Below are 20,063 nucleotides of genomic sequence, written 5' to 3' on the forward strand. Positions count from 1 at the left end.
TACACAACTCATCCAATTTAACCACTATCACCTGCTTTAGTCTTATACTTTAGCAGGGTTACTTCCGCCGGATATCCAGGATCTTAATGCTATTCATGTCCAGGCCCGTCTGACATGCCTTTACATTTTTATGATAGTTTATCAGTTTTACTTCTACCTGAGTGGGAGTATTAGTTTTGTAAGAATTAGCTATATCAGCCTCATTAACAGGTTTTTGGTAAGCGCCATCAACAGTTAATGTAAAACCGCAACCGTCAACAGCGTAATCCCCGGACCAAAATAAAGTAGCCTCTACAGTTTCTAATGTGGCTCCATCTGTCTCAGTGTCTTTACTGCAGGAGATGAACCCTGGTGAACTGAAAAGTAGTGCAAAGGTGAATAATATAGTAGTTGTTTTCATGTGCTGTTCTTTTAACACATGATTCACGAATACGCTTTTTGGTTGCAGTCTATTAAAAATAAACTAAAGAGATTCAACAGAGATAATTCTGATAGCCTCCATTACCCTTGGCTGGGGCAACATGCCACATCGCCTGTCAATAGGTTCCGGTAGCGGCATATAGGTTAGTTTAACCTGCGTGCTATCACTTTCTTTATAAACGGCAGGTATGGCATCCTCATTTTGAGGAAGGAAATTTTTCCCGTCGATCATTACCTCAAAGCCGCAACCATCGGCCGCTATTTCACCTGTCCAGAAGAGAGTGGCATTGGTTGTTTTGGTACTTCCTTGTTGCTTTGCAGCTTGCTGGCACGATACCATGGCAACTGTCAGAACGGTTAAAATGAGAAAGGCAGATTTCATAAAGTGTTGCATTGGGTTTCTTTTTCTATTTTATATTTTGTTATGAGGTGCTTACACTACTTATCAGGAAACCCGCTTTACCCTTAAAGCAAATGTGCTTTGGTCTACTACTTCTACTGTTTCGCCTTTTTCAATAAATCCGTCACGTGCCTGCGCATCATAAAGCGTGTCATCTATCATCACACGTCCGGAGGGTGTCATGCGGGTATGGGCGACGCCGGTTTTGCCAACTAAATGCTCCGCTGTATTGGCAGATCGGTAGCCCTCTTTGCTGTTAAAAGTGTTGGTAAGTATAACACGTTGCGCGGCTTTACTGCTTATAATTCGATTCCAGGTGAGGGCAATGACCAGGGCAGCACCCAGCATTCCTGCCACTACAGACACCAGGCTTTTTGTCAGGTTCTCGGATGGTACAAAAGTGAAGTCAAAGCTCTGGTTGTTCACCATAATTAAAACCAGCGACACGCAAGTAAGAATGATGCCGCTGATACCGGCAATTCCAAAGCCAGGTATTACGAACACCTCCAACGCAATGAGAATCAGGCCAACCACGAAAAGAAGGATTTCCCAGTTCTCTGCCAGTCCGTTTAGGTAATAGGGTACCAGATAGAAAATAGCGGCCACAATTGCTGCTAACAACGGAAAGCCAATGCCTGGTGTCTGCAGTTCAAAATAAAGTCCGCCTACAATCACAAGAAGTAAAATTCCGCTGATGAACGGATTGAGAAAGAAAGAAACGATTTTATCGGTCGTGCTCAATTGATAGTTGATGATTTCTGCATCCTGCAGGTGAAGTTCTGCCAGCACACCCTTTACATCAACAGCCACTCCATCGCAAAAGCCATATTTTATTGCCTCTGTCGTTGTGAGGGTGAGTACCTGCCCTGCCGACAAGGTGCTGTCAACACTTGCTTCTACCATCGCCTCGGCTAAGTGAGGGTTACGGCCGTTTGCCTCTGCTGTAGAGCGCATAATAGAACGCATATAGCTCTGGTATTTACCCGGTGCAGCCTCCCCGTCCGCGCCTACCACTGTAGCTGCCCCAATGTTGGCACCCGGAGCCATGTAAATGCTGTCGCAGGCCAGGGAGATAAGCGCACCAGCCGAGGCCGCATTTTTGTTGATAAACACATAAACAGGCTTTGGATATTCCAGGATACGCTTCCGTATCTCATCCGCATCATTTAAGGCTCCCCCGAATGTATCAAGCACGAGCAAAACATGATCAGCGCCTGCTTCGGTTGCCTCTTCAAATGCTAACTCTGTGTAGCGGTTGGTACGCGGGTCTATCTCAGACGTCACCTCCATCACAAATACTTTAGGTTTTACTTCCTGAGAAAAAATAGAGAAGGGTAGCAGCAGCAGGAAGAACAGGTAAAGCAGCTTCAAATGCGAATGCTTTGGATAGGATTTCATAATTTAGGGCAGGTTTTAGGGCCAATGTGGCAATAAGATAACAAAAAAACACAAGCTATTTTTACACTACTATTTAAATACGACTTTCAGGCTCCGGTGTGGCGTATCCGCATTGATACTGCTGATGAGTTTCTTGCCCTTGAGGTGCGGGACGCTGACCTGTTGATTGCTACTTTTTACACCCTGAACACCAATAGCTTTGCGCTTAGTAAATTAAGTGTACAGCCATCTAAGGGCTGGTGGATGGGCCTGGAGGATGCGCAATTTGGCATGGTGTTCCTGCACGGCTACGGAGACCGTAAAATTGGCCAGCACAAGGGGATAACAGCCTTGGCAGCTGTGGGTGGTGAAGTGCAGTGGGAGCAGCCTGAATATACCTTTTATGGAATACTTCAGGATGGTATACTTGCTTATCCTGCGGAAAAGCCTGAAGGAGAATTCAAGGTGCTTCAACCCAAAACAGGACAGTTTCTGAACACTGGCATACAACAGCAGGAGGCCTCCTATCAACGTGAAACCTATAGCTATGACCGCTATGCAGCTTGCATATACCCGGCAGTTTACCTGGAAGGGGAGGAATATTTTGAGCAGGTGCGGGATTTTCTGAATGCGCAACACAGCATCATCCCTGTCAGGGCTATTGAGTATGCAGAGACACCTTTTGGCTTTGTTCTCAGCTATTATGAAAATAACGAAAGCGCTGGACTAACAAATTTTGTGGCTGCATTTACTTTAGATGGGGATTTGCAATTAAAAGCAAAACTTGGAAGCGGATTAAGTGGCATTGGTTCAGATACTTTTTTTATCTTTAACCTTAATTTATACTTCTTGCAGGATAAGCACATCCTGAAAGTATACCGACTTTTAGCTTAGTACAATTTTAATCATGCTTCGAACTTTACTAGTTACTCTTGCAGTAGCGCCCTTGCTCTCTTTTTCGGCAAATGCATTTGATATGTCGTCAGTTCGTGATTCGGTTGGTGTGGCGCGCAAAAACGGAAAGGTGTTTGTGCAACACAAAGTAGAGCCGAAAGAAACACTGTATGCTTTATCCAGAAAATACAGTATTCCGGTTTCACAGATCGTAGATGCTAACCCAAGTGTGGAAACGACTATCAAAATAGGGGAAATCGTGCTTATTCCCCGTAAGTATGTGACTTCTAACGCTGTAGCTTCAGCTGCTAAAACTGCACCTGCTGCCAGCAACAGAACTTATACGGTAAATGAAACGGGTAATAAGCTGCATACAGTCGAACTTAACCAAACACTTTATTCTATTTCAAGATTGCACGGCGTTGGTGTGGATGACATTAAACGCTGGAACGGTCTGAAAGACAATAGTATTAGTGTGGGGGCGCAGTTAATAGTTGGCAAAGGAATGGCAAACCCTACTAAAAAGCCAGTTTACATGCCGGAACCAGATGACGAAATGGTAAAGCCAAAAGCCTCTGAGTCTACTAGTTCTTCCGAAACCACAGCGTCAGCCTCTGTTCCTGCCTCTAAAACAGAATCAGCAACGGCAACACCTTCTAACGAACGTATCGAAGAAAAAGAGGAAGAAGATAATACGATCGTTAAACGCATTGTTGAAAACGGAATGGCCGAAATGATCGATCCTAAAACCGATACCAACAAATACCTGGCTTTACACAAAACAGCCCCTGTCGGGACTATCATGCAGGTAAAAAATGCGATGAACAACCAGGTGGTTTATGTTCGTGTGATCGGAAAACTTCCTGATACAGGTGCCAATGAAAAAGTGGTGGTGCGTGTTTCAAAGAAAGCCTATCAGAAACTCGGTGCCGTTGATCAGAAGTTCAGGGTAGAGCTTTCTTATATGCCGTAATTTAACTTATACACGATATTTCAGGAGCCTGGGCAGTAATGTTCAGGCTCCTGTTTTTTTAAGCTATTGCTTATAACGGGACTTGACCTGGAAGTATGAAGCCCATAAGGTCCTTGCAGGTAAACTAAAACAACTTACTATCAAATTCCCGTACTTTACCACATGACCAAAGATTATGCTGCCATTAAAGCCTTGCTCGACGACAGGGTAAAGAAGTATAACAGGCCGGATTTCATCCCGAACGATCCGGTGTCTATTCCTCATCGCTTTGCAAAAAAACAGGATATTGAGATCAGCGGTTTTTTCGCTGCGATTTTAGCGTGGGGTCAGCGAAAAACGATCATTAATAACTGTGTACGGCTGATGCAGCTGATGGACAATACACCGCACCAATTTATACTTGAGCACCAGGAACAGGACCTGCATCGTTTTCTGGGCTTTAAGCACCGTACCTTTAACGATACCGACCTGCTTTACCTCTTGCATTTCTTTAAGTGGTACTATACAAATAACGAAAGCCTTGAAACAGCTTTTACAGGTAAAAACCATGAACTGAAATCGCAGAAAGAGCGGCTTGAGCATTTCCATGATCTGGTTTTTAGCCTGGAAGATGCACCACACCGCACCCGGAAACACATTGCCACACCGGCCCGCAAATCTGCATGCAAGCGCCTGAACATGTACCTGCGCTGGATGGTGCGCAGCGACAATTGCGGTGTAGATTTCGGCATCTGGAATACCATGAAAATGAGCGACCTTATTTGTCCCTGCGATGTGCATGTGGAGCGGGTGGGGCGTAAGCTGGGTCTGATTACCCGGAAAGGAATGGATTGGCAGACGGCCGAAGAGCTGACAGCACATCTCAGGGCTTTTGACCCAACTGACCCCGTGAAATATGATTATGCCTTGTTTGGCCTCGGAGTAGAAGAGCGGTTCTAGCAGATAAAAAAATAAACTTTTTTGTATCTGCAGATATCACAAACTCCGATACCTGAAAAAGGAGTACCTTTTCATGCTCCGGTTCACTTAATTGAAATATGCACTAATTTACGGCTATCTGCCCAGTTATGCCTTAAAATACGGAACAGCAGCAACGGTTCTTAAGCAGGATAGAGTGCCTTTCAAGTATGATTTTTCTGTTCGTTGAAATGTGTAGATAATACTATTTTTAGATGATCAGAGAAAGAGGGCCAACCTGTGCCGCCTTTTATTCGCAGCTTAAATTTTGTACTTTTGCATTCTCATCAACGTATTTTAATGCAGTGCTTCCTTTAGAAGTGCTGTAAATCATAGTACAAAAAAAGAAGAATGCATACAGATAACGTAGCCATCCTGGGAGCAGGAAATCTCGGTAAAGCAATTGCAGAAGGACTATTAAGTAACGGGCAATACCAGCCGGAGAACATCTATGTGACCAGGAGAAACACGAAGTCATTACAACACCTGAAAGACAAAGGAATACAGGTAACCAGCGACAACAGTTTTGCTGTTAGAAACTGCCGTTACATCATGCTTTGCGTTCAGCCGGCACACCTCGAAACCGTGCTGAAGGACATTAAGCCTCACCTTGATCCGGAAAAACATGTGCTGCTCAGTGTGATTGCAGGTATTACTATCGATGGCATCAAGAAAATGGCAGGTGATTTTGCTATCGTAAGAAGTATGCCGAACACCGCTATTGCCGTTCATCAGTCCATGACGTGCCTTGCGTTTAATGAGAAAGCAGCGGTAGTTGAGGACGATGTGCAGGAGATTTTCAATTGCCTCGGCGAAACGCTGATAATTGAAGAAGAACTGATGGCAGGTGCTACAGTGTTGTGCTCAAGCGGCATCGCTTTTAACATGCGTTTTATACGTGCCGTAACACAGGGTGGAATACAGTTAGGGCTTGATGCCGAGGATGCCCAGAAAATTGCCGTACAGGTAAGTAAAGGAGCCTCAACCTTGCTTACTATTAACAAGTCTCATCCGGAGCAGGAAATTGATAAAGTAACCACACCGGAAGGATGCACCATTACCGGCTTAAACGAAATGGAACACCAGGGACTGAGCTCTGCGGTGATCAAGGGCCTGGTAGGCTCTTACAATAGAATATTAGACCTTAAGGAGCAGCGGGAGAAGGAAGCCGAAATGGCTTAAGCCGCTGCTTTTATATACATGCTGTTCTGGGGTAAGCACCGTAGCTTATAAACTATGCCCATGCTTTACCCTGGAGCAGCATTTGTTTTTCTGCCCATGTGCTACCTGATCGACCAGCGGTCTGCAAGATAACCGGCTCCTGGTTTACCTGCTCATGGTCAGCAGAAATGCTACATCACATTCGAAATCAAATTTTTTAGACATTACCAAATGGATAATCAGCCACAGCTAGTTGTTGTGAAAGTAGGTTCTAATGTTCTCACAAAAGACGATGGATCGCCTGACAGGCAACGCATGGCTTCGCTTGCCAAACAAATAGTTTTTTTAAAAGAAAAAGGCATTCAGGTGGTGCTTGTTTCTTCTGGTGCCGTAGCCTTTGCAAGAAACAAGATCAAGTTTGACGATAAAACTGAGTCGGTGGTACAAAAGCAGATACTTGCGTCAGTAGGTCAAATAGACATTGTACAGTCTTACAAGGAATTATTCCAGCAGGCTGGGCAGCAGATAGCTCAAATTGTAGTTACGCCCCAGGACTTCCTGTCACGGCGCCATTACCTCAACATCAAGGACTGCCTGCAGGGTTTGCTTAATCATAACATCATCCCAATCATAAATGAGAACGATGCCGTGGCTGTTACTGAACTGATGTTCACTGACAACGATGAGCTGGCAAGTATGACAGCCGCCATGATCGATGCGGATACGCTGATCCTGCTCACTAACGTGGACGGCATTTACCAGGGACATCCGGATGACCCGGATTCACGGCTCATTGAGCGTATCAGCCGCAAAACATCTGGCGTGAGCCGCTATATTTCTACCACAAAGTCTGCTTTCGGAAGGGGAGGGATGCGCAGTAAAATGAAAATGGCGAAGAAAGCTGCCTACCTGGGAATTCATGTGTACATCGCCAATGGTAACCGCGATGATGTACTGCTTGACTTTTATAACCGCAGGCTAAAGGCCACTTACTTTGAGCCGGAGTCATCCAAGCCAAATCCAAAAAAATGGGTAGCCCATAGCGATAACTACACCAAAGGGGAAGTGATAGTGAACGATGGAGCCCGTGTTGCTTTACATGCTGAAGATGCCGCCAGTTTATTGCCTGTTGGAGTAGTTGGCATTACAGGCAATTTCTCGAAAGGAGATATTGTCAGGATAAAGGATGAGAACGGTGAGAAACTAGGACTAGGAAAAGCAGAATACGGCTCCAGAAAAGCTGCCGAAAGAGTGGGAATGAGTAAGCAGAAACCCATCATCCATTACAATTATTTATACTTATTTAAATATCATAACCTATAATATATGGCTTTGCAACAAGTATTTACACGTGTAAAACAAGCGAGCAGGAAATTACCCATGCTTTCTGAAGATACAGTAACGAAGGTGCTGCAAGACCTTGCTGCAAATGCTGTGAAAGAAACAGATGCTATTCTGCTGGCGAACCAGCAGGACCTGGAGCGTATGGATGAAAATGATCCGAAGTATGATCGGTTAAAGCTGACCGGTGAACGCGTTGCTAGTATAGCAAACGATATACGCAACGTAGCTGAGTTGCCCTCTCCACTGGGTCGGGTGCTTACGGAGCGGCGCATGGAAAATGGGCTTGAAATGAAAAAAGTGTCGGTACCGCTAGGTGTGATCGGTGTGATTTATGAGGCGCGGCCTAACGTTACTTTTGATGTATTCAGCTTATGCCTGCGGTCTGGTAATGCTTTACTGTTAAAAGGTGGCAGTGATGCCAAATGCTCCAACGCTGCTATTGTGAAACTGATACACCAGGTGCTGGAGCAAAACGGCGTTGATAAAGACATTGTGCAGCTACTGCCCCCGGAAAGGGAGGCCACACACGAAATGCTACATGCCGTAGGATATGTTGATATTATTATTCCACGGGGCAGCCAGGGGCTGATCAATTATGTGCGTGAAAATTCGAAGGTGCCTGTTATTGAAACCGGTGCAGGAATAGTGCATACTTATTTTGATGCCTATGCCGACCTTACCACTGGAAAAGATATTATAATTAATGCAAAAACACGCCGTGTAAGTGTGTGCAATGCACTGGATTGCCTGGTAATACATGAGGATCGTTTACCTGACCTGGCCGAGATCGGAAAAGGGCTGGCAGCAGAAGGTGTAAAGCTATTTGCTGACGGAGCGGCCTTTGCTGCATTACAGGGGGCCTATCCTGCCGATCTGTTGCAAGAGGCCACGGAAGAACATTTTGGAACAGAATTCCTTTCGCTAAAGATGTCTGTTAAAACAGTTGCCGGTTTAACCGAAGCCATAGAGCATATTAATACCTATACTTCGCAGCATAGCGAGGCAATTATATCGGATAAGGAGGAACACATTGACCTGTTTCTGAAAGCCGTGGATGCCGCCGCAGTATATGCCAATACCTCCACAGCCTTCACAGACGGAGCCCAATTTGGGCTAGGTGCTGAGATCGGTATCAGCACTCAGAAATTACATGCCCGTGGACCAATGGCACTGGAAGAACTGACAAGTTATAAATGGATTATTAAAGGCAAAGGCCAAGTAAGAGCTTAAAGGTAAACCTAACGTATAAAAGCAGCAGCGGCCCGCAATATTATTGCGGGCCGCTGCTGCTTTTATACTACCAGTTGGTGGTAAAGCTTATCAAGGGTTTCCTGTGGGTCTGTGCACAGGCCCGGGTGCACCGGAGATGTTTGTATAACGGTACTGCGGGTGGCGGTAAGCCAACGGAAGCGTGAAGCAATTGGCAAATCGCCGATAGTACCCCCTTCCTTGTGGCCGGCACAGATCCTGTCGAAGGCATGTAACCTTTCTTTCAGTTCTTCCAGATCCGGTTTATCAGAAAAAGAGCATAGTCGCTGCTCGTTCAGTTCGCATTTCGTTTTCAGAAATCCTTTGGAGGAGCAATAAAGAATAACACCGACGTTGATAAATTCCTCCCGCTCAACGCACGGCACTACGCGTATTACAGCGTACTCAAATAAGTGCTTGTCTGGCATGTTGCGCTTCTTTTATAAATAGTTCGGTGTGTTTGAGTCTTGTTTCCAGAAACAGGGCATATACCGCTCGGTGCTCACTTACCGAATCGAATGGTGAGTCGATGGTTTGGAGCCACTCATCGGGTATCAGTTCGACAATGGACTGAATTCGCTCCGGCGTAAGTATACTTCTGAATTCAGCATCCACTGTTTCCAGTTCAGTAGCCTGTGGCAGAAGTACATGGTCTTTTACCTGCACAAATGGCCGCTTTGCCTGCTCTTCCCAATTATACCCCGCATGGTGAAAGTATAGTGAAGCCCCATGGTCGATCAGCCAAAGCTCCTTGTGCCACATCAGCATATTGGTGTTGCGAGGTGTGCGATCTACGTTCGTGATCAGGCAATCAAGCCAAACGATCTGAGAGGCAAGCCTGGCGTCGACAGTAGTTACCAGGGCATCGAAGGTGATGGCACCGGACAGGTAGTGCAGGGCCAGGTTCAGTCCTTCACTGGCCCTGAGCAGGTCCTGAATTTCTTCATCCGGTTCGGTGCGGCCAAATGCTTCGTCAAGGGTAGCAAAAACCAGTTCCGGTACTTTAAAACCCAGTGTACGGGCAATTTCGCCGGAAATAAGTTCTGCGATCAGTGCCTTAAGGCCCTGGCCAGCGCCACGAAACTTAAGCACGTACAAAAACTCATCATCGGCCTCTACCAGTGCTGGCAGTGAGCCTCCTTCACGCAAAGGGGTAACATAGCGGGTCACCTCTACGGTTCGGAGTTCAGTTGGGGTATACTTCATACGTTAGGTACTACTTGCCAATTGCTAAATTTAATGTGCAGCCGAAATCACTTTGATCTTTTTATGCATACACACGCTGCTTTCAACACCGGCATACTGTCCGAAGTTAGGAATAATATTGTAACCGCACTTTTGGTACAGCCCTATTGCCTCCGGCTGCCTGATACCTGTTTCCAGGATACAGGTTGTGTAGCCGGACTCTAAAGCCCACTTCTCCAGTTCGTGAAGTATGCGCATTGCAATGCCCTGGCCCCGGTAAAGTTCGTGCACAAACATCCGTTTTATTTCAGCAATACTTGTGGTATATGCCTTAAAAGCGCCGCAGCCTACAGGCTTGCCATCCTGGTAAGCCACTACCACGTGCCGGATCTTATCCAGCTTATTGAACTGAGCGAAAAAGGCATGCTCATCTCCATCCCTAAACTGCAGGTCATGGTCAAGTAAGGTCACAAGCTTCCTGAAATCCGTACTGTCCGAATCGGTTCGAATAAGTTCGCCCATTTCTGTATCCTTTAAGAAGAATCGTTTTTAAAGCACAAGTATAAACAAGAAAAAGGTGATTTTTTTAGAAATTTAACGCGGCAAAAAACCACTTGTATACTACGCTCAGAAGCGCAGGAGTTTAGCACACACTTTTCAGACAAAAAGCAATCAAACGTTTTATTTGCCAGTCCATATTTACTACCTTATCTTTTCAATAAGAAAGTGCCAGATGTTTAGAACTATACTGCTTTTACTGCTCATACTTGGCAGCATCACTGTTAATGCACAAAGTATTTTACGCGGAAAAGTAATAGATAATCAGACAAATGAGCCTCTTGAGTTTGTTTCTATTTACCTGAATAATACCACTACAGGCACTCATACCAACGAAAAGGGCGAGTTTACATTAGGTGTTGGGGTAGGCACGTATGAGGTCGTTGTTTCATTTATTGGTTATGAACCGGTTATTTACCAGGTAAAAGCCGATAGCCTGGCACCGAGTTACCTTATTAAGCTTGCCCCGAAGGCTTTTAACCTGGGCGAGGTGGAAATTACAGCCAAACGTGATAAAGAGTGGTACTATAACCTGGAGGTTTTTAAACAGAATTTTCTAGGAAGGAGCAAGCTAGGGCAGCAGTGTAAAATTCTTAACCCTGAAGTACTTATCATTGTGTATGATTCGCAGGAAGGGGTGCTCGATGTACAGGCAAAGGATGTGTTGCTGATAGATAATAAAGCTTTGGGCTATCGCATAGAATACCTGCTCACTGATTTTAAACTTTACTTCAGAGAGAACTACTGTTATTTTCTGGGTTATCCTAAATTCATACAGATGCAGGGAGGGAACAACAAGCTGCAGCGATGGAGTAAAAATCGGGAAAAGGCTTATAGTGGCTCCTTCATGCATTTTGTGAGAGCATTGCAAAAGAAGCAGTTGGCAGAACAGGGATTTAACCTGCGCCGCCTGTACCGCATACCCAACCCGAACCGACCTACTGATGAAGAAATAGCCCAAGCCCGGGCTGCGATTAGGCTGTCAGGTACAAGCAATGCTCCGGACAATGAAAATGAAAGTATACTTTCAAGGGCGAGGCTTCCCAAACTCATACAAAGCCTGGATATTAATCCTGTTCCTTATGAAGCGTACCTTACTACTGAAGCCGCTACAGCGACTTTAGCCTTTGCAGATTTCATGCAGGTAGTATATACTGGCGAGAAAGAAGAACTAGCATATCTGCTGCAGTTCAGCGATCGCAAGTCCGGTAAACCCAGTTACCAAACATCTGTTATATCGCTGCATTCAGGCAGTGTGCAACTAGAGCCTAATGGCAGTGTATCGGAGCCATTAGATGTGCTATTAGAAGGGTATTGGGGTTGGGAAAAAGTGGGCGAAATGCTTCCCCTGGACTACAAATTTCAATAATGAAGGTGCGCATTAAAATATGAAGACTACCCTTGCCGAGCACTTTGATAAACTGATGCAGCAGACCTATTGCAATGGTCAACCAGGTGCAGCCTTACTAATTGCTTCAGAGGGGGAGGTGCTGTATGAAAGAGGCTTCGGAGTGGCTGACATGGCTTCTGCAATGCCCATTACACCAACTACCAATTTCAGGTTAGCCTCTGTTTCAAAACAGTTTACTGCCATGGCCATTCAACTGCTGGTGCAGCAACGCCTGCTAAACTATGAGGATAGGCTGGATCGGTTTTTTTCTGGTTTCAGAATGACCGGCAAACCAATTACTTTACGACACTTGCTTACCCATACTTCAGGCTTACCGGATTATGAGGGACTTGTTGACGATAACAGGCAGGATCAAGTGAGTGACGATGAGGTGCTTCGGCTAATTTCATCCCAGGGGAGCAACCTCTTTGAACCAGGCAGCCAGTTCTATTACAGCAATACAGGTTTCGTTCTATTGGCATTGGTTGTGCAACAGGTAGCCTGTATGCCGTATGCGGTGTTCCTGAAGCAGTACATTTTTGAGCCTTTAGGTATGTCTGGTTCCAGGCTTTATGAGGCTGGGTTAGAGATACCGGAAAGGGCAATGGGATATGCTTCTGATGCAGCAGGGGAGACTATCTTCTCAGATCAAAGCATTTGCACAGCAACAAAAGGAGATGGTTGCATTTATACTTCGGTGCAGGATTATTTTAAATGGCACGAAGCTCTGGAGCAGAACAGTGCTTTTATGATAGAGCGTGTGCTGCAGGAGGTTAACGCAACTATTCCCGGCAGCCCTGGCTGGCACTACGGAATGGGGTGGTTCTTTGCCAGACGCAAAAACGGGAGCTTTGAAATGTACCACACTGGCAACACCTGTGGATTCAGCAATCTTGTCATCCGTATTCCTGAGAACAACTCACTGGTAGCATGCCTCTCAAATATAGCAGATAACCCGCACCTGCTTACAGGGCTTTTAGATGCCCTACAGCCATACCCTAAACTCAGGCCGGAGTCAGGGCTGGTAAGGCAACTTCTAAACCTGACACGTTAAGTACTAAAGTACAGGACTTGTATGAAGTGAACGGCCCGTTCACATAAAGGCTCACTGTATATCAATATCATACTTGCTGAGCAACCCCAACACCTCAGGTAAAGAGAATTTTGCATTCCTGATCTGAGACTTCTCTGGGTCTATGCTATAATTATAGGCTGTACGTAAGTCTGACTTTACCAGCACACTGAACTCAAATGTGGCCTCTGCCAAATCGCAATCACTAAACAAGGCGCTTGTCAGGTTAGCCTCATTAAAATCAACCTCTTTCAGGCTGCAATTAGTAAACTGTGTACCTTTCAGGTTTAGCTTAAAGAAGGACGACAAGTTTAACTGACAGTCTTTAAAACTAACGGAGAGGAGGAAGTTGTTGCAGTCCTCAAAGTGCAGGCCAAGTAGTTTGCAATCCTCAAAAGCAACATCTCTAAAGGCAGTGCCTTGCAAATTGGCCATGCTGAGGTCACAGTTCTTGAATTGGCAGTCTATGAAAGCTATACCTGCAAGGTCAGCATGTGCGAAGAGGCAGTTACTGAATGTGCAGTTCTCATACGCCCCTTTTTGTAGCTGCTTCTCAGTAAAATCAATACCTGAGAAATTACTGTCTGCTGTATCTGTCGTATTCATTTCTCCTGATAATCCCTCCGTAACAGCTAGTTTACAGCAATTTTCAGAACCACTTTTCTTACGTTTTCTTCCGTTACCATAGCGGCGTGGGCATCGTCGGGGTAGAAAATAGTAAATGACCCAGCCGGAACATCAAACCAGTTTTTTGTCTTATCCGGAAAGAATGCCGCTTCACGCTCTTCCGTATATGGTTCGCTTGGCTCACTGCACTGTGCCAGGTCTTTCCAACCCATATGGTCTGTGCCGGAAATCACATATTGAATATCTATGTATTTGCGGTGTACTTCAAGCTTCGCATTTTCTTCTGTTGTGCCGGTCCCTTCCGAGATGATGGCAAACAACTCTCGCCCTTTAATAGCCTGCTGCCCTAATGGCAGTGAACGCAGATCTGCCTCCTGCAAGAAGCGGAAAGCCTGCTCAAACAGGGGGTGCAAAGTATAATAGCGTGATGCGTTGGGTAGTTTATCTAAAATCATATTAGTTAAAAGTAGAGAAGTAAGCGTTTATAGTTTTTTAGTTCTAGAGGTATGAAAGATCATTTGTCACAAGGGCATAATACTTTTTACATAGTCAGTATTAGGTAGCATGAATCGAACGAAATACACCCCTTTACTTGTTATAAAATGCTATTTTTGCACAAATTAAGAGATAACATTGATCTATCCAGAGAATTTTGAAATAAAGATTGGGTTTGCGCAGATCCGTGAGATGCTTTCAGAGCTTTGCCTGAGTCCGCTGGGCCGCCAGTTCGTAAACCGCATGCAATTCCTGAACCGCCACGACCTGGTGGAACGGCTGCTTCAACAAACCGACGAGTTTAAAGAATTATTGGAATCTGACGCAGAGATTCCGCTGCAGCACTACTTTGACGTAACTCCTTACCTGGACCGTGCTGTGATCGAAGGTGCTTACCTGGATGTGGTACACTTTTTCGAGATAAAGATGTCGCTGCGCACCATACGCGACTCGCTGCGGTTTATATCCGGTTCTGAGGAAGGGAAGTTTGAAGCCTTGAAAGCACTTGGTGCCAACATAAGCGTAGAGCGTTCACTTATTGCAGCCCTGGATAAGGTGGTTGATGATGCAGGAGCCGTACGCGATGATGCCACACCAGAATTACAGCGCCTGAAGCGTGACCTTATAGCGCAGCAAGCTGTGCTTCGGAAGCAGATACAATCCATAATCAGGCATGCTAAAAATGAAGGCTGGACACCCTCTGATGTGGAGCCGACCATACGCGGCGGACGCCTGGTTATACCTGTTATAGCAGAATACAAGCGCCGGATCAAAGGCCTGATCCATGATGAGTCGAGCACAGGACAGACGGTTTATATAGAACCGGAATCCATTTTTGAGCTTAACAACGACATCAAAGACCTGGAGAACGCTTACCATCGTGAGCTGGTTCGTATCCTGATCGGTTTGACCAACACCTTGCGTCACCATGTGCCAGAGTTACGGAAAGCATACCAATACCTGGGGCTTCTGGACTTTATCCGGGCTAAAGCGGCTTTTGCGCGCCGGATAGAAGCCAGTAAGCCTGTTTTGCATAAATACCCGCATATCCTTTGGAAGCAGGCTATACACCCCTTGCTTTTTCTGGCGCACAGGCAGGCAGGGAAGCCAACCATACCCATGGACCTCGAGCTAAACAAGGAGCAACGCATGCTTATTATATCGGGCCCTAACGCCGGAGGTAAGTCAGTGAGCTTAAAAACAGTTGGCCTGGTGCAGTATATGCTGCAATGCGGCATGCTTATTCCTGCAGAAGGTGGTTCGGAAGCTGGTATATTCCATGATATCTTTATTGATATCGGGGATGAGCAGTCTATCGAGAACGACCTGAGTACCTATAGCTCGCACCTCACCAACATGAAGAAGTTTGTGACAGTGGCCGATAGCAAAAGCATGGTGCTGATAGATGAGTTTGGTACAGGTACCGAACCTATCCTTGGCGGCGCCATAGCCGAGGCGGTACTGCAAACCCTGAATGACAGCAAAGTATACGGTGTGATAACCACGCACTATACTAACCTGAAAAACTATGCAGAGCGCACACCGGGCATTGTGAACGGGGCAATGCGTTACGATCATAAAAACTTACAGCCACTGTATCAACTGGAGATCGGTAAACCCGGTTCTTCGTTTGCTATTGAAATTGCCCGAAAAATAGGGCTGCCAAAGCATATTGTAGATAAGGCCAGCAGCCTGGTTGGTAAGGACAAGATACGCTATGACCGCTTGCTGGAAGAACTGGAGACAGAGAAACAGGAACTGGAGAAGAAGCTGCAGGAAGCAAGTAAGCTGGAGCAAAAGCTGAAGCGCAATGTGAAAGACTATAATGACCTGAAGAACTTTCTGGAAGACAGCAAGCAGGATATTATGCGCGAGGCCAAAGGCAAAGCGAAGCTGCTGTTGAAGGATGCAAACCAGAAGATTGAGTCTACGATACAGCAGATCAAGCAGAGCCAGGCAGAGAAGGAGCAGACAAAGGAGGCACGCCGTGATCTTGAGGTGTTTGCGCAGGAAGTGCGCAAAGATGAGCCGCGCCCTGCACACAAACGTGTTGCCAACGGAAGTATAAAGCAAGGCGATAACGTTGCCTTGATAGGCCAGGATTCAGTGGGGCAGGTAGTAAGTATAAAAGGCAAAACAGCCGAGGTGCTTTTTGGCGGACTTAAGACGATCGTGAAAGTTGAAGGACTTGAAAAAATAGAAGGTCAGATCGCAACAAAGCCTAAAAAGGAGAAAACATCATCAGCTGGAGGATACACGCGTGGCATGAACATCACGCAACGTATGGCCGACTTTACTACAACCCTGGACATTAGAGGTGAGTATGCTGAGAATGCCTTAACAAGGGTAATGAACTTTACAGATGAGGCCATCATGTTAGGTATTCCTGAGATAAAGATCATCCATGGCCGTGGCAATGGTATACTTCGCCAGGTGGTGCGCGATTACCTGTATGCCGTGCCGGAAGTGGCCAGTCTGGGCAATGAGGCAGAAGAACGCGGAGGAAACGGCGCTACTGTAGCAGTTCTGAAGTAAAAAAACCTTATTTTCTATACCAAAAGAGGCCCCTTATTAAGGGGCCTCTTTTGGTATAGAATAGTGCTGATACTATTTAATAAATCTAACCTCAACGGTAAATGTTCCTGAAGTATCTTCCAGGTTAAATTTAAGGTTGAGATTAGATGCTGTCAGTAGTAGCAGATCTACAGTAGTTTCATCTTGTGAGCCCTTATCAAGAATTATTTTCTGTTCATCAGAAGAAAATTCCCAGTTGCCCTGGATCTGATCACCATCAAAAACGAACGTATATTCTCCGTTTTTATCGAATTTGATGGATGTATTATCCACATCAACAAAGCTTGTTGCATCCTGCCCGTCTACAAATACACGGTTCCCTTTCCAGGTAACAGAAGTCAGTAAATCTGTTTTAGTTGGCTCTTTATCTTCATCTTTATCGCAACCAACAAGTGCAATAGTGAAGAGTACAAGTAAAAAAGAGACGTATCGTAGCTGATGCATAGGACATGGCTTTATGTTGTACAATAGTTTATTTCACAAACTTTACCTCAGCATCGAACACAGCCCCCTGGAAAGGTATTTTTGCCATAAAGTCCAGGTTCCTGTCTGTTAGGCTTACCACGTTTACTTCTCCGTAAAGGTCAAAGGTCATCTTTGTTTCGTCTTCGTTAAACTCCCAGGTTCCGTTTTCTTCCTGCTGGCCATTATTGTTCTCATACGTAGCATGATACGTGCCATCTCGTTCAAACTTCATTCTGGCGGTCTTGATACGGCCAATTTCATTAATCACTTCTTCCCGCTCAGACACATCCATCCCATTAACCAGCACCTGGTCACCTTTCCATACTTCGGCGACCAGCATATCGGTTTTGGTTAGTTCAGGATCATCCTTTTTACCACAGGATGTCAGGATAGAAATAGTAAAGAGAAGGAGAAGTTGGGTGAGTAATATTTTCTTGTTCATAGCTGCATGTTAGATAAAGTCTATATATCGCAGCTATGAAAATTAAGTTGGGGCAAATGGCGCTTATTTTGCCTGAAAGGGAGAGAATTACATTATGTTTACTTCCGGGGTAAGCCTGATGCCGAATTTTTCTTCTACAGAAGCAATGATATCATATGCCAACTGTCTTACTTCTTCGCCCTTAGCTCCACCATAGTTCACTAACACCAGTGCCTGATTTTTGTGTACACCATAGTTCCCCAGCACTTTGCCTTTCCAGGCACACTGCTCGATCAGCCAGCCAGCAGGTACTTTAACAGTGGTTTCAGTAACACGGTAGGAGGGGATATCCGGGAACTGTGCCTTCAGGCGCTCAAACTGAGTTAAAGAAATCTCGGGGTTCTTAAAGAAGCTGCCGGCGTTCCCGATCTTTTTTGGGTCTGGTAATTTGCTGCTGCGGATATGGCAGACAGCAGCGCTTACATCCTGTATAGTTGGGTTTTGCACCCGCATTTCCTCAAGCGTAGTTTTAATAGCTCCGTAGCTCGTGTTAATATGATGCTCCTTGTGCAGCTTAAAAGTGACACCGGTAACTATGTACTGCCCCTTTAGCTTATTCTTGAACACGCTTTCACGGTAGCCAAACTGGCAGGTGTCATTATCAAAGGTGTGTAGCTCGCCTGTCTCCAGGTGTACTGCCTCCAGCTCATGGAACACATCTTTTAACTCTACACCATAAGCGCCAATGTTCTGCAAAGGAGCCGCTCCCACTGTGCCAGGTATCAGAGAAAGATTCTCAACTCCTCCCCAGTTATGCTGCAAAGTATAAATAACAAAGTCATGCCATACTTCTCCGCTACCAGCCTTCACATAAACATACTGTTCATCTTCACGAAGCACTTCAATTCCTTTGATAGCATTCAGCAATGCTACCCCATCGAAATCCTTGGTGAAAAGTACGTTACTGCCACCACCCAAAACCAGCTTCTGTTCCTGCTTTAACTCCGGCATCTGCAACAAATCCTGCAGTTCCTTAACTGAGCCAAAGCTAACAAAAAGCTTTGCTTTTACATCTATCCCAAATGTATTGTAAGGTTTAAGCGAGTAGTCGGACTGGATCTTCATGGGCAGTTATTTTATGCAAAGATAGGGGTAGTAGTTTAGAGTTGAAAGTATGGGAACGATGAGATGAGCTGGAATAACATCACCCATTTCACTTTTAATTCAGAACTCTTAACTCTTCAGGTTATCTTTGCACTTTATAAAATGTTGAGTACATGGCAAAGAAAATTCAGAACGACAATTTTAACATTATAGCCACTACATTAGCAGGCTTGGAAGAGGTGCTGGCAGAAGAGTTACGCGCCCTTGATATGGAGTTTGTTAAAGTAGGGAATCGTGTTGTAAGCTGTTCTGGCAACCTGCGCCAACTCTATGAGGCTAACCTCTGGTGCCGCACCGCCATCCGCATTTTAAAGCCTATCCGCAATTTTAAAGCCCGCGATGAAAAAGACCTGTACGCACAGGTGCAGAAAACAGATTGGTCGGAGTATTTTGGACTGGATCAAACCTTTGCCATTGATGCCGTTGTAAGCCACTCTACTTTTGAACACTCGCTTTTTGTGGCGCAGCTAACGAAGGATGCCATCGTGGATCAGTTCCGGAAAGCAACCGGTGAGCGCCCTTCTGTAGACAGGATCAGGCCACATATACGCCTTAATCTGCACATGCACGAGAACATGGTTACGCTGTCCCTTGATTCGTCCGGTGACTCATTGCACCGCCGTGGTTATAGGTTGCAGACAAACGTAGCGCCACTGAATGAAGTATTGGCGGCCGGTATTATAGGCCTGACTGGTTGGGATAAAACATCGTCTTTTGTTGACCCCATGTGCGGATCCGGTACTTTTTTGATCGAAGCGGCCATGATGGCACAAAACATAGCCCCAGGCCTTTATCGCCGCGACCCGTTCGGCTTTGAGAACTGGAAGGATTACGATGCTGGTTTACTGGAGATGATCTGGAAAACCGCTGAAGCAAAGGCTGTACTTGATAAGCCGCTGGCGCAGATAATTGGTTACGATATTGACGCAGACTATGTGGAAGCTGCCTTAAACAATATTGAAAATGCCGGCCTGGACCAGCTCATAAAAGTAGAGAAAGCCGATTTCTTTGAGACACAGGCTCCTGCCGCGCAGGGTGTTCTGGTGATGAACCCACCTTACAACGAGCGCATCCAATCCGACGACATTAACCTGCTTTATAAAAACATAGGCGATACGCTGAAAAATAATTACCAGGGCTTTGATGCTTTTGTATTTACGGGTAACCTCGAGGCTGCCAAAAGTATAGGACTCCGCACATCACGCAGAATTCCTTTGTATAACGGGGCTATAGACTGCCGCTTGCTGAAGTATGAACTCTACAGAGGCTCTCGAAGGGGCGGAGTAGAAGAAGAGACTAAGGAAGTATAAAGCAAAAAGAGCACCCAGTCAAGGTGCT

General features: G+C 45.6%; 21 protein-coding genes. 10 read left to right on the top strand and 11 right to left on the bottom strand.

Annotation, left to right across the window (positions count from 1 at the left end; translation table 11 throughout):
- Positions 1-58: 58 nt before the first annotated feature.
- The 3 genes from ACSX1A_RS03370 to ACSX1A_RS03380 all read right to left on the bottom strand — a co-directional run bounded on the left by ACSX1A_RS03370 (position 59) and on the right by ACSX1A_RS03380 (position 2,218).
- Complete coding sequence (locus ACSX1A_RS03370) at positions 59-400, bottom strand: hypothetical protein (RefSeq protein ID WP_439882203.1); 342 nt, start codon at positions 398-400, stop codon at positions 59-61.
- 63 nt (positions 401-463) lie between these two features.
- Positions 464-802, bottom strand: a complete 339-nt coding sequence (locus tag ACSX1A_RS03375; protein WP_439882204.1) for a hypothetical protein — start codon at positions 800-802, stop codon at positions 464-466.
- A gap of 63 nt (positions 803-865) precedes the next feature.
- Complete coding sequence (locus tag ACSX1A_RS03380; protein ID WP_439882205.1) at positions 866-2,218, bottom strand: NfeD family protein; 1,353 nt, start codon at positions 2,216-2,218, stop codon at positions 866-868.
- A 96-nt stretch (positions 2,219-2,314) separates the two neighbouring features.
- Here ACSX1A_RS03380 and ACSX1A_RS03385 point away from each other — a divergent pair, with 96 nt between their 5' ends.
- The 6 genes from ACSX1A_RS03385 (at position 2,315) to ACSX1A_RS03410 (ending at position 8,756) form a co-directional block, all read left to right on the top strand.
- Entirely contained in the window at positions 2,315-3,091 is a 777-nt protein-coding gene (locus ACSX1A_RS03385; RefSeq protein WP_439882206.1) for a DUF4905 domain-containing protein, read from the top strand.
- A gap of 13 nt (positions 3,092-3,104) precedes the next feature.
- Positions 3,105-4,064, top strand: a complete 960-nt coding sequence (locus ACSX1A_RS03390; RefSeq protein ID WP_439882207.1) for a DPBB and LysM peptidoglycan-binding domain-containing protein — start codon at positions 3,105-3,107, stop codon at positions 4,062-4,064.
- A 162-nt stretch (positions 4,065-4,226) separates the two neighbouring features.
- A complete protein-coding gene (locus tag ACSX1A_RS03395; RefSeq protein ID WP_439882208.1) occupies positions 4,227-5,003 on the top strand; it encodes a TIGR02757 family protein in 777 nt (258 codons plus the stop codon).
- A 369-nt stretch (positions 5,004-5,372) separates the two neighbouring features.
- Positions 5,373-6,203, top strand: coding sequence for a pyrroline-5-carboxylate reductase (proC, locus tag ACSX1A_RS03400; protein ID WP_439882209.1), 831 nt, complete (start codon positions 5,373-5,375; stop codon positions 6,201-6,203).
- Between the two features lie 210 nt (positions 6,204-6,413).
- Entirely contained in the window at positions 6,414-7,505 is a 1,092-nt protein-coding gene (gene proB, locus ACSX1A_RS03405) for a glutamate 5-kinase (RefSeq protein WP_439882210.1), read from the top strand.
- A gap of 3 nt (positions 7,506-7,508) precedes the next feature.
- Positions 7,509-8,756 carry a glutamate-5-semialdehyde dehydrogenase gene (locus ACSX1A_RS03410; protein ID WP_439882211.1) on the top strand — a complete coding sequence of 416 codons (1,248 nt, stop codon included), beginning with the start codon at positions 7,509-7,511 and terminating at the stop codon, positions 8,754-8,756.
- A 62-nt stretch (positions 8,757-8,818) separates the two neighbouring features.
- On the opposite strand, the gene ACSX1A_RS03415 is transcribed toward ACSX1A_RS03410, so the two are convergent.
- The 3 genes from ACSX1A_RS03415 to ACSX1A_RS03425 are packed head-to-tail and all read right to left on the bottom strand — an operon-like array spanning position 8,819 to position 10,481.
- The gene (locus ACSX1A_RS03415; RefSeq protein WP_439882212.1) at positions 8,819-9,202 is read right to left on the bottom strand and encodes a DUF3037 domain-containing protein; all 384 of its coding nucleotides are present in this window, start codon (positions 9,200-9,202) and stop codon (positions 8,819-8,821) included.
- On the bottom strand, positions 9,180-9,980 hold the full coding sequence (locus ACSX1A_RS03420; RefSeq protein ID WP_439882213.1) for a HipA family kinase: 801 nt from the start codon (positions 9,978-9,980) through the stop codon (positions 9,180-9,182). The genes ACSX1A_RS03415 and ACSX1A_RS03420 overlap by 23 nt, the downstream gene beginning before the upstream one ends.
- 30 nt (positions 9,981-10,010) lie before the next feature.
- A complete protein-coding gene (locus tag ACSX1A_RS03425; RefSeq protein ID WP_439882214.1) occupies positions 10,011-10,481 on the bottom strand; it encodes a GNAT family N-acetyltransferase in 471 nt (156 codons plus the stop codon).
- Positions 10,482-10,692: 211 nt separating this feature from the next.
- Here ACSX1A_RS03425 and ACSX1A_RS03430 point away from each other — a divergent pair, with 211 nt between their 5' ends.
- Together ACSX1A_RS03430 and ACSX1A_RS03435 are read left to right on the top strand one after the other, a co-directional pair.
- On the top strand, positions 10,693-11,886 hold the full coding sequence (locus tag ACSX1A_RS03430) for a carboxypeptidase-like regulatory domain-containing protein (RefSeq protein ID WP_439882215.1): 1,194 nt from the start codon (positions 10,693-10,695) through the stop codon (positions 11,884-11,886).
- Between the two features lie 19 nt (positions 11,887-11,905).
- Entirely contained in the window at positions 11,906-12,961 is a 1,056-nt protein-coding gene (locus tag ACSX1A_RS03435; protein WP_439882216.1) for a serine hydrolase domain-containing protein, read from the top strand.
- Between the two features lie 51 nt (positions 12,962-13,012).
- Here ACSX1A_RS03435 and ACSX1A_RS03440 read toward each other — a convergent pair whose 3' ends face one another.
- Both ACSX1A_RS03440 and ACSX1A_RS03445 read right to left on the bottom strand, forming a co-directional pair.
- On the bottom strand, positions 13,013-13,585 hold the full coding sequence (locus ACSX1A_RS03440) for a pentapeptide repeat-containing protein (RefSeq protein WP_439882217.1): 573 nt from the start codon (positions 13,583-13,585) through the stop codon (positions 13,013-13,015).
- 26 nt (positions 13,586-13,611) lie between these two features.
- Positions 13,612-14,061: a YhcH/YjgK/YiaL family protein gene (locus ACSX1A_RS03445; protein WP_439882218.1), complete on the bottom strand. Its 450-nt coding sequence runs from the start codon at positions 14,059-14,061 to the stop codon at positions 13,612-13,614.
- Between the two features lie 178 nt (positions 14,062-14,239).
- Between ACSX1A_RS03445 and ACSX1A_RS03450 the strand changes: the two genes are divergently transcribed.
- A complete protein-coding gene (locus ACSX1A_RS03450; RefSeq protein ID WP_439882219.1) occupies positions 14,240-16,636 on the top strand; it encodes an endonuclease MutS2 in 2,397 nt (798 codons plus the stop codon).
- A 72-nt stretch (positions 16,637-16,708) separates the two neighbouring features.
- On the opposite strand, the gene ACSX1A_RS03455 is transcribed toward ACSX1A_RS03450, so the two are convergent.
- From ACSX1A_RS03455 to murB, 3 genes are all read right to left on the bottom strand, one after another.
- Positions 16,709-17,119, bottom strand: a complete 411-nt coding sequence (locus ACSX1A_RS03455) for a hypothetical protein (protein ID WP_439882220.1) — start codon at positions 17,117-17,119, stop codon at positions 16,709-16,711.
- Positions 17,120-17,147: 28 nt separating this feature from the next.
- Complete coding sequence (locus ACSX1A_RS03460; RefSeq protein WP_439882221.1) at positions 17,148-17,582, bottom strand: lipocalin family protein; 435 nt, start codon at positions 17,580-17,582, stop codon at positions 17,148-17,150.
- A gap of 87 nt (positions 17,583-17,669) precedes the next feature.
- A complete protein-coding gene (gene murB / locus ACSX1A_RS03465; protein WP_439882222.1) occupies positions 17,670-18,686 on the bottom strand; it encodes a UDP-N-acetylmuramate dehydrogenase in 1,017 nt (338 codons plus the stop codon).
- A 152-nt stretch (positions 18,687-18,838) separates the two neighbouring features.
- Between murB and ACSX1A_RS03470 the strand changes: the two genes are divergently transcribed.
- The gene (locus ACSX1A_RS03470) at positions 18,839-20,035 is read left to right on the top strand and encodes a THUMP domain-containing class I SAM-dependent RNA methyltransferase (RefSeq protein WP_439882223.1); all 1,197 of its coding nucleotides are present in this window, start codon (positions 18,839-18,841) and stop codon (positions 20,033-20,035) included.
- Positions 20,036-20,063 lie beyond the last annotated feature (28 nt).

This window comes from Pontibacter sp. MBLB2868 (assembly GCF_051904785.1).
Taxonomy (GTDB): Bacteria; Bacteroidota; Bacteroidia; order Cytophagales; family Hymenobacteraceae; genus Pontibacter.

Coding starts and splice junctions, on each gene's coding strand:
- ACSX1A_RS03395 (WP_439882208.1), top strand. CDS start 4,227: ATGACCAAAGATTATGCTGCCATTAAAGCCTTGCTCGACGACAGGGTA.
- ACSX1A_RS03460 (WP_439882221.1), bottom strand. CDS start 17,582: ATGAACAAGAAAATATTACTCACCCAACTTCTCCTTCTCTTTACTATT.
- ACSX1A_RS03375 (WP_439882204.1), bottom strand. CDS start 802: ATGAAATCTGCCTTTCTCATTTTAACCGTTCTGACAGTTGCCATGGTA.
- ACSX1A_RS03455 (WP_439882220.1), bottom strand. CDS start 17,119: ATGCATCAGCTACGATACGTCTCTTTTTTACTTGTACTCTTCACTATT.
- ACSX1A_RS03380 (WP_439882205.1), bottom strand. CDS start 2,218: ATGAAATCCTATCCAAAGCATTCGCATTTGAAGCTGCTTTACCTGTTC.
- ACSX1A_RS03435 (WP_439882216.1), top strand. CDS start 11,906: ATGAAGACTACCCTTGCCGAGCACTTTGATAAACTGATGCAGCAGACC.
- ACSX1A_RS03425 (WP_439882214.1), bottom strand. CDS start 10,481: ATGGGCGAACTTATTCGAACCGATTCGGACAGTACGGATTTCAGGAAG.
- ACSX1A_RS03445 (WP_439882218.1), bottom strand. CDS start 14,061: ATGATTTTAGATAAACTACCCAACGCATCACGCTATTATACTTTGCAC.
- ACSX1A_RS03390 (WP_439882207.1), top strand. CDS start 3,105: ATGCTTCGAACTTTACTAGTTACTCTTGCAGTAGCGCCCTTGCTCTCT.
- ACSX1A_RS03430 (WP_439882215.1), top strand. CDS start 10,693: ATGTTTAGAACTATACTGCTTTTACTGCTCATACTTGGCAGCATCACT.
- ACSX1A_RS03440 (WP_439882217.1), bottom strand. CDS start 13,585: ATGAATACGACAGATACAGCAGACAGTAATTTCTCAGGTATTGATTTT.
- ACSX1A_RS03420 (WP_439882213.1), bottom strand. CDS start 9,980: ATGAAGTATACCCCAACTGAACTCCGAACCGTAGAGGTGACCCGCTAT.
- ACSX1A_RS03410 (WP_439882211.1), top strand. CDS start 7,509: ATGGCTTTGCAACAAGTATTTACACGTGTAAAACAAGCGAGCAGGAAA.
- ACSX1A_RS03470 (WP_439882223.1), top strand. CDS start 18,839: ATGGCAAAGAAAATTCAGAACGACAATTTTAACATTATAGCCACTACA.
- ACSX1A_RS03415 (WP_439882212.1), bottom strand. CDS start 9,202: ATGCCAGACAAGCACTTATTTGAGTACGCTGTAATACGCGTAGTGCCG.
- proB (WP_439882210.1), top strand. CDS start 6,414: ATGGATAATCAGCCACAGCTAGTTGTTGTGAAAGTAGGTTCTAATGTT.
- murB (WP_439882222.1), bottom strand. CDS start 18,686: ATGAAGATCCAGTCCGACTACTCGCTTAAACCTTACAATACATTTGGG.
- ACSX1A_RS03370 (WP_439882203.1), bottom strand. CDS start 400: ATGAAAACAACTACTATATTATTCACCTTTGCACTACTTTTCAGTTCA.
- proC (WP_439882209.1), top strand. CDS start 5,373: ATGCATACAGATAACGTAGCCATCCTGGGAGCAGGAAATCTCGGTAAA.